The 8,968-nt window shown below is 39.6% G+C and carries 1 protein-coding gene; it reads left to right on the forward strand.

The genetic code is table 11. The annotated features are described in order from the left end of the window. Positions 1-8,968: hypothetical protein (locus FS875_RS08760; RefSeq protein ID WP_166428918.1), on the forward strand; the 8,968-nt coding region annotated here is incomplete at both ends.

Below are 8,968 nucleotides of genomic sequence, written 5' to 3' on the forward strand. Positions count from 1 at the left end.
CTTTTGGTGGTAAAGATAAAACTGCCACGGCTCTTCACAATATTGCTGATGGAAATATCGCTTCTGGTTCTAAGGATGCTATTACAGGTGGTCAGATTAACACCATCTCTCAAGATGTTGCAAAGTTTTTAGGTGGAGGTGTAGCCTTTAACAATGGAGCCTTTACACAGCCGACCTATAAATTATCCAATGTCGATGCAGATGGTAAAATAACAGACAATACCTTCAATGATGTAGGCTCTGCTTTTACTGGCCTTGATGAAAATATCAAGAATGTAAATAATCGTATTAAGGAAGTCTCAGAGGGCGTTGCACAAGATTCTTTAAATTGGAATGAGAAAGAAAAAGCCTTTGTTGCTCAGCATGGAAAAGAAAAAACCAATAGCAAAATTAAATTCCTTGCAGCCGGGGATATTACAAAAGACTCGACGGAAGCGATTAATGGTTTCCAACTTTATTCTTTAGGTGATAAGGTTGCGGCATATTTTGGCGGTGGAGCAAAATATGAGAATGGCCAATGGGTTGATCCAAGTTTTAAGGTTAAAACAGTTAATGCAGATGGCAACACCGAAGATCAGACTTATAAGAACGTAGCAGAAGCTTTGACAGGCGTTGGTACTTCTTTCACTAATATAAAAGATGAGATAACCAACCAGATTAATCATCTTCAATCAGATGATTCAGCGGTAGTTCATTATGATAAGAAGGAAAGTGGTGAAACTGATTATACGAGTGTGACTTTAGGTAAGGGTAAGGATTATAAACCTGTTGGTCTTCATAATGTTGCTGATGGTATTATTTCTGATAAATCTCATGATGCGATAAATGGTGGTCAGATTTATAAAATCGGTGAGGATATAGCAAAGTTTTTAGGTGGGGGTGTAGCCTTTAACAATGGAGCCTTTACACAGCCGACCTATAAATTATCCAATGTCGATGCAGATGGTAAAATAACAGACAATACCTTCAATGATGTTGGTTCTGCGTTTACTGGCCTTGATGAAAATATCAAGAATGTGAATAATCGTATTAAGGAAGTCTCAGAGGGCGTTGCTCAGGATTCTTTAAATTGGAATGAGAAAGAAAAAGCCTTTGTTGCTGAGCATGGAAAAGAAAAAACCAATAGCAAAATTAAATTCCTTGCAGCCGGGGATATTACAAAAGATTCGACGGAAGCGATTAATGGTTCCCAACTTTATTCTTTAAATCAAACGGTTGCACAGTACTTTGGTGGTGGAGCGAAATATGAGGAAGGCAAATGGCAAGCGCCAAGCTTTACACTGAAAAGCTTCAAAGATGGTAAGGAAGATGGAACAAAGACTTATCATAATGTAGCGGATGCGTTTTCCGATATTGATTCTAATTTTACAAATGTCGTTAATAACTTTACTGATCAAGTCACGAATATTACTCAAGAAGTTCAAGGTGATGCTCTGTTATGGGATCAGAAAAGTAAAGCCTTTGTCGCCCAGCATGGAGAAAAAGAAGGTAAAAAAGAAAATAGTAAGATCACCTCTCTTGCGAATGGAGAGATTTCCAAAGTTTCTACAGATGCAGTGACAGGCTCTCAGCTTTATTCTTTACAGGATCAGTTTGCAAAATATTTAGGTGGTGGAGCAGGTTATGATATGCAAGGCAACTGGACCTCTCCGACCTTTAAGGTTAAGAAATTCGATGATAGTGGCAAAGTAACAGAGCAAGAATATAAAACTGTCGCTGAAGCCTTTGACGGTGTTAATCAATCATTCACGAATATTCATAATGAAGTGAACGAGCAAATTAACCAAATTGTAGGGGACAGTCTTGTTAAACAAGATAAAGAGTCGCGCATTATATCTGTTGGTGGTGAAAAGAGTGGTACTCAAGTTAATTTTGCCAATGTTGATAAGGCTGCTCGGACGCTTTTGGGTGTAAAAGATGGTGCGCTTTCAGCAAAATCGACAGAGGCAGTAAATGGTTCACAGCTTTATTCGATGAGCAATACCCTTGCGAGCTATTTTGGCGATGGAGCAGGTTATAATGAAAAGGGAGAATGGCAAGCCCCAAGCTTTAAGGTTAATACAGTTAAAGAGAATGGTAAATCTGAAGAGAAAGAGTATAAGAATGTAGCAGCAGCTTTGACAGGCGTTGGTACTTCTTTCACCAATATAAAAAATGAAATTACCAATCAGATTAATCATCTTCAGTCAGATGATTCAGCGGTAGTTCATTATGATAAAAAGGGAGAAGGTGAAACTGATTATACGAGTGTGACTTTTGGAAAAGGTAAGGATTCTACACCTGTTGGTCTTCATAATATTGCTAATGGACAGATTGCTGCAAATTCCCGTGATGTAGTTACAGGTGGTCAGATCAATACCATTGGTGAGAGTATTGCTAAGTTTTTAGGAGGTGAAGCGGCCTTTAAAGAAGGTGGTCTTACACAACCAGCCTATAAATTATCCGAGGTTTCTACAGAAGGTCACGTAAAAGATAAGTCCTATAACGATATTGGCTCTGCTTTTGTCGGTCTTGATGAAAATATCAAGAATGTAAATAATCGTATTAAGGAAGTATCAGAAGGCGTTGCACAGGATTCTTTGAATTGGAATGAGAAAGAAAAAGCCTTTGTTGCACTTCATGGAGAAGGAAAAGATAGTAAAAACAGTAAGCTAAAGTTCCTTGAGAATGGGGATATTACAGCTAATTCAACTGAGGCTGTTACAGGTAATCAGCTTTATTCTTTGGGTGATAAGGTTGCGACATATTTTGGCGGTGGAGCAAAATATGAGAATGGGCAATGGGTTGATCCAAGCTTTAAGGTTAAAACCGTTAATACTGATGGCAACACCGAAGATCAGACTTATCAGAATGTAGCAGCAGCTTTTGAAGGTGTTGGTACTTCTTTCACTAATATAAAAAATGAGATTACCAACCAGATTAATCATCTTCAATCAGATGATTCAGCGGTAGTTCATTATGATAAGAAGGGAGAAGGTGAAACTAATTATACGAGTGTGACTTTTGGAAAAGGTAAGGATTCTACACCTGTTGGTCTTCACAATATTGCTGATGGCAATATCGCTTCTGGTTCTAAGGATGCTATTACGGGAGGTCAGATTAACACCCTCTCTCAAGATGTTGCTAAGTTTTTAGGGGGAAATACAAGCTTTGAGAATGGTATCTTTACAGGGCCAACCTATAAATTATCAGAGGTTGATACTCATGGTCAGGTAAATTCTACAGAGTTTAAAGATGTAGGCTCTGCGTTTGCAGGTCTTGATGAAAATATCAAGAATGTGAATAATCGTATTAAGGAAGTCTCAGAGGGCGTTGCACAAGATTCTTTAAATTGGAATGAGAAAGAAAAAGCCTTTGTTGCGCAGCATGGAGAAGGAGCAAAAACCAATAGCAAAATTAAATTCCTTGCCGCCGGAGATATTACAAAAGACTCGACAGAAGCGATTAATGGTTCACAACTTTATTCGATGAACAATACCCTTGCGACTTATTTTGGTGGTGGTGCCGGCTATGATGCACAAGGCAACTGGCAAGCGCCTAGCTTTAAGGTTAAAACAGTTAAAAAGGATAGTAATGAAGTTGAAGAGATTGCCTATAATAATGTAGCGGATGCCTTTGCAGGTATGAGCACTTCTATTACAGATATTCATAATGAAGTGAATAACCAAATTACCAATATTGTTAGAGATAGTCTTGTCAAGCAGGATGATACAGGTCTTATCAAGATAGGTGCAGAAAAAGAAGGCAGTGCAATCAATATTGCCAATAAAAATGGTGAGGATCGTACGCTTTCTGGAGTTAAGGAAGCAACAAAAGATAATGAAGCCGTTAACAAAGCTCAGCTTGATACAAACATCAATGAAGTCAATAATAATCTAACGAATAAGTTTAACGAACTAACTGAAAACATAACCAATGTTACACAACATATTCAGGGTGATGCATTATTATGGAGTAAGGAAGACAAAGCTTTTAGTGCTCAGCATGGTGAAGGTGATGAAAAGACAGATCGTAAGATTACGCATCTTAAGGCTGGAGACATTACCATGGATTCCACAGATGCAGTGACAGGTTCCCAGCTTTATTCTTTACAGGATCAGTTTGCAAAATATTTAGGTGGTGGTGCCGGCTATGATGAGAAAGGCAAATGGACAGCTCCTACCTTTAAGGTTAAAAAGTTCGATAATAATGGCAAAGAAACAGAGGCAGAATATAAAACTGTAGCTGAAGCCTTTGACGGTGTTAATCAATCATTCACGAATATTCATAATGAAGTGAATGAGCAAATTAACCAAGTTGTAGGGGACAGCCTTGTTAAACAAAATGAAAAGACACATGTCATATCGGTTGGTGGAGAAACGAACGGTACTAAGGTAAATTTTGCCAACAGTGATGGTATAGAGCGGGTTCTTTCTGGAGTTAAAGCAGGTGATCTTTCAGCCAAATCAACAGAGGCAGTAAATGGTTCACAGCTTTATTCGATGAGCAATACCCTTGCGCGCTATTTTGGCGGTGGAGCAGGTTATGATGAAAAGGGAGAATGGCAAGCCCCAAGCTTTAAGGTTAATACAGTTAACGCTGATGGTAAGGAAAAAGATGAGAGTTATCAGAATGTAGCAGAAGCTTTGGCTGGTGTTGGTACATCTTTTACGAATGTTCACAATACAATTACCAATGAGATTAATAATGCGATTACCAAAGTAGAAGGAGATAGCCTTGTTAAGCAAGCGAAAGAAACGGATCCGATTACTATTGGTAAAGAAGTAGCCGGTACTGAAGTCAATATTGCCAACAAGGATAGTAAGGATCGTACGCTTTCTGGGGTTAAGGCAGCAGTAAATGGTAATGAAGCGGTTAATAAAGCGCAACTTGATCAAAGTTTAGAGAAGCTTTCTAACAGTCTTCAGTCAGATGATTCAGCGGTAGTTCATTATGATAAGAAGGAAAGTGGTGAGACTGACTATACGAATGTGACTTTTGGAAAAGGTCAAAAAGCAGCAGCTGTTGCATTGCATAATGTTGCTGATGGACAGATTTCCAAGGGTTCACATGATGTGGTTACAGGTGGTCAGATTAACACCATCTCTCAAGATGTTGCTAAGTTCTTAGGGGGAGATACAAGCTTTGAGAATGGTGTCTTTACAGGACTAAGCTATAAATTATCCGAGGTTGATACTCATGGTCAGGTAAATTCAACAGAGTTTAAAGATGTAGGCTCTGCGTTTGCAGGTCTTGATAAGAATATCAAGAATGTGAATGATCGTATTAAGGAAGTCTCAGAAGGTGTTGCCCAGGATTCTTTATCATGGAGCAAGGAAGACAAAGCCTTTAGTGCGCAACATGGCGAAGGAAAAGACAGAACATCTAGCAAGATTACGCACATTTTGGATGGAGATATTACAACTAATTCAAGTGATGCAGTAAATGGTTCACAACTTTATTCGATAAACAATACGTTAGCGAGCTATTTTGGTGGCGGAGCTGAGTATAAAGAAGGTAAATGGACAGCTCCAAACTTCAAAGTTAACGTAGTGAATGCTAATGGCGATAAGGTTGAAGAGCAGAGCTATAAGACAGTAGCGGAAGCTTTTACTGGTGTTGGAAGTTCTTTCACGAATCTTCATAATGAAGTGACGAATGCTGTTACGGATATTAATAATCACATCAACAATGTGGTGAGTGATAGTCTTGTCAAGCAGGATGAAGAGAGTAAGGTCATCAAGATCGGTGCGGAAAAAGGTGGTACAAGCATTAACATTTCTAATAGTGGTGCTGCTGCGCGGACCCTCACAGGTGTAAAATCAGGAGCGCTTACAGAAACATCAGCTGATGCAGTGAATGGTTCTCAACTTTATTCGATGAACAATACGTTAGCGAGCTATTTTGGTGGCGGAGCTGAATATAAAGAAGGCAAATGGACAGCTCCAAACTTCAAAGTTAACGTAGTGAATGCTTCTGGCGATAAGGTTGAAGAGCAGAGCTATGATAATGTAGCAAAAGCCTTTGCTGGTGTTGGTACATCTTTCACGAATCTTCATAATGAAGTGACGAATGCTGTTACGGATATTAATAATCACATCAACAATATGGTGAGTGATAGTCTTGTTAAGCAAGATGAGAAGACACATGTTATTGCCGTTGGAGGTGAAAAGAGTGGCACTAAAGTTACGTTTGCGAATACTGATGGAGTGTCACGGACCCTCACAGGTGTAAAGGCAGGAGCGCTTACAGAAACCTCGACAGATGCGGTGAATGGTTCTCAACTTTTTGCAACCAATCAAAATGTTACGACAGTAACAAATGATCTTAAAACGGTTTCTGAGAATGCTTCGAAATTCTTAGGAGGTGGAGCAGATATATTGAAAGGTATTGCGCCGACTTATACAGTTCAGGATAAGAGTTATCAGAGTGTAGCGGATGCATTTGTTGGTGTTGATCGTTCATTCACAGAGCTTCATGAAGAGATTGCAAAAAATACGAGTGATCTTTCAGATACGATTAAGCAGAATGCATTGTTATGGAGTGATAAAGATCATGCGTTTGTAGCGATCCACGGGACTGATGCTGATAAGAAGAACAGCAAGATCACGTCACTTGCCAATGGTAGCATCACTGAAGATTCTACGGATGCGATCAATGGATCACAGCTATATTCCTTGAATCAGACGCTTGCGAGCTATTTTGGTGGTGGTGCTAAGTTTAAGAATGGTCAGTGGAGTGCACCAAGCTTTAAAGTTTCACAGTTTTCTGATGATGGGACGTCTTTTGAAGAGGCATATAACACTGTTTCAGATGCGTTTGGTGGTGTGAATAGCTCTTTCAAGGGTATTCATAATGAAATGACGAATGCTGTTACGGATATTAACAATAAGATTAACCAAGTAGTTAGTGATAGCCTTGTTAAACAAGCAAAAGAAACAGATCCGATTACTATTGGTAAAGAAGTAGCCGGTACTGAAGTCAATATTGCCAACAAGGATAGTAAGGATCGTACGCTTTCTGGAGTTAAGGCAGCGACAAAAGATAATGAAGCGGTTAATAAAGCACAACTTGATCAAAGTTTAGAGAAGCTTTCTAACAGTCTTCAGTCAGATGATTCAGCGGTAGTTCATTATGATAAGAAGGAAAGTGGTGATACTGATTATACGAATGTGACTTTTGGAAAAGGTAAGGATTCTACACCTGTTGGTCTTCATAATGTTGCTGATGGACAGATTGTTGCAAACTCCCATGATGTGGTTACAGGTGGTCAGATTAACACCCTCTCTCAAGATGTTGCCAAGTTCTTAGGTGGAGATACAAGTTTTGAGAATGGTGTCTTTACAGGACCAACCTATAAATTATCAGAGGTTGATACTCATGGTCAGGTAAAAGATAAGTCCTACAATGATGTAGGCTCTGCGTTTGCAGGCCTTGATAAAAATATCAAGAATGTAAACGATCATCTCACCAATGTTGTTCAAGATTTTACTCAACAAATTACGGATATTACTCAAGAAGTTAAGGGTGATGCTTTGTTGTGGGATGAAACTAAAGGTGCGTTTGTAGCAGAGCATGGCAAAGAAGGAGCAAAAACGAATAGCAAGATCACATCACTTGCCAATGGAGCTATTAATTCTAGCTCAAGTGATGCAGTAGCTGGTAATCAACTTCATGCTTTGGGTAGCAGTATTGCAAAGTCATTAGGTGGTGAAGCTAGCTATGAGGATGGCAAATGGATAGCACCAAGCTTTAAGGTTAATACAGTGAGTGCTGATGGTAGCAAGGTTGAAGAGCAGAGCTATGATAATGTAGCAAAAGCCTTTGCGAGTGTTGGAAGTTCTTTCAGCAATCTCCATAAAGAGCTTAAGAATGAGATTAACCAAGTTGTGGGAGATAGTCTTGTTAAGCAAGATGAGAAGACACATATTATTGCCGTTGGAGGTGAAAAGAGTGGCACTGAAGTTACATTTGCGAATACTGATGGAGCATCACGGACCCTTACAGGTGTAAAAGCAGGAGCGCTTACAGAAACATCAGCTGATGCAGTGAATGGTTCTCAACTTTATTCGATGAACAATACGTTAGCGAGCTATTTTGGTGGTGGAGCTAAGTATGAGAATGGTCAGTGGACAGCTCCAAACTTCAAGGTTAATGTAGTGAATGCTTCTGGCGATAAGGTTGAAGAGCAGAGCTATAAGACAGTAGCGGAAGCCTTTGCTGGTGTTGGAAGTTCTTTCACCAGTCTTCATAAAGAGCTTAAGAATGAGATTAACCAAGTTGTGGGAGATAGTCTTGTTAAGCAAGATGAGAAGACACATGTTATTGCCGTTGGAGGTGAAAAGAGTGGCACTGAAGTTACGTTTGCGAATACTGATGGAGCATCACGGACCCTTACAGGTGTAAAAGCAGGAGCGCTTACAGAAACATCAGCTGATGCAGTGAATGGTTCTCAACTTTTTGCAACCAATCAAAATGTTACGACAGTAACGAATGATCTTAAAACGGTTTCTGAGAATACTTCGAAATTCTTAGGAGGTGGAGCAGATATATTGAAAGGTATTGCGCCGACTTATACAGTTCAGGATAAGAGTTATCAGAGTGTAGCGGATGCATTTGTTGGTGTTGATCGTTCATTCACAGAGCTTCATGAAGAGATTGCAAAAAATACAAGTGATCTTTCAGATACGATTAAGCAGAATGCATTGTTATGGAGTGATAAAGATCATGCGTTTGTAGCGATCCATGGGCCTGATGCTGACAAGAAGAACAGCAAGATTACGTCACTTGCCAATGGTAGCATCACTGAAGATTCTACGGATGCGATCAATGGATCACAGCTATATTCCTTGAATCAGACGCTAGCGAGCTATTTTGGTGGTGGTGCTAAGTTTGAGAATGGTCAGTGGGTAGCACCAAGCTTTACGATATTGAGCTTTAACGAGGATGGCAGTTCTGAGGAAACGAGTTATAATAGTGTTTCTGCTGC

Source organism: Bartonella saheliensis (assembly GCF_902162175.1).